Here is a 1,116-nt window from a genome sequence, read left to right as displayed (position 1 = left end):
AAGACAAAAGAAAAGAGAAGGAGAAAGAGATTTAATTACGCGCAGCCTAAAGCGGCTGTCTTTTTTATGCTTAAAATGTATGAAGCTGTTTAATTCGATGCGGTATTTCTCCTAGATTATCAATGATGAAATCTGCGTCTGGTCTATTCCAATGTTGATCCTTTTTCCAAATGGTTTTCATTCCAACGCCTTTAGCTGCTTTCACATCTTTTTCTGGATGATCGCCTACAAAAACGCTATCTTCAGGAGCTACACGGAGCCTTTCTAATGCTCTCTGAAATATTTGCGGCTCAGGCTTTTTCACTCCTTCCCACTCAGATATGAGAATGGTATCCATGTATGGAGCCATTTCCAAAGCCTTTATATTATCCATTTGAAACCGGCCTTTGCCATTGGTGATCACACCAATAAGAAAATTACGCTGCTTCAATTCACCTAACATCTTTAAAAGATTGGGAAATGCCACACAACTTTCCTTAAAGGAATACAGGTAATCATCGAGTAACTCTTCCCACGTAATATCCCTTATGCCAAATTCATCGATCAGCTGTTGATAGACTTTGTCTTTCCATACATACCCACGATCATCAAGTTCAATAAACCTTTCTCTATATTCCTCTTTAGGGATCGCAGGAAGCCGATGAACAAACCGCTCATACTGTTTGTCTATGAAATTTCTTACCGACGCATCACGATTTAATAACGTCCCGTCTAAATCAAACAACACTGCCTTAATCAATATCTTCTCCCTTCAACCTCTTTACTTCCTTTTCAAGGAAACCGAGACGTCTATGTATTCGATAAAAAATCGGAATATAGGCTATGATCACAATAATCATCCAACCCAACTTCATCACTCCTCCTCTATAAAAAAATCCTGTTTATATATAAGAATATACTATCAAAAAACAATTTTCCCGGTTTAATAAAGTCTAAAAAAATAAAGAGGTTGGGACATAAGTAAAGTAGCGGTGGAAAAAAACGAACATTGAAAACTTGTATGAAATCAACGCAGGTTCTTAGCGTAGACAAAACACGGAGATTCCTACGGGAACAGCGCGAGCTGAAGATCCCGCAGGAAAGCGTTCTTTGCTTTCCGAGGAAGCTGAGGCCGTG

General features: G+C 38.9%; 2 protein-coding genes. Both read right to left on the bottom strand.

Translation table 11 applies throughout. The features are described 5' to 3' along the window. Window positions 1–70 precede the first annotated feature (70 nt). Complete coding sequence (locus LD39_RS10060) at window positions 71–739, bottom strand: HAD family hydrolase (protein WP_035545830.1); 669 nt, start codon at window positions 737–739, stop codon at window positions 71–73. Beyond that, window positions 732–854: a hypothetical protein gene (locus LD39_RS23790; RefSeq protein WP_255349883.1), complete on the bottom strand. Its 123-nt coding sequence runs from the start codon at window positions 852–854 to the stop codon at window positions 732–734. Before LD39_RS23790 ends, LD39_RS10060 begins: the two co-directional genes overlap by 8 nt. Window positions 855–1,116: the final 262 nt, after the last annotated feature.

Source organism: Halobacillus sp. BBL2006 (genome assembly GCF_000786645.1).
GTDB lineage: Bacteria > Bacillota > Bacilli > Bacillales > Halobacillaceae > Halobacillus.
The sequence above is the reverse complement of the archived record's forward strand: the minus strand, read 5'-3'. Positions and strand labels throughout refer to the sequence as shown.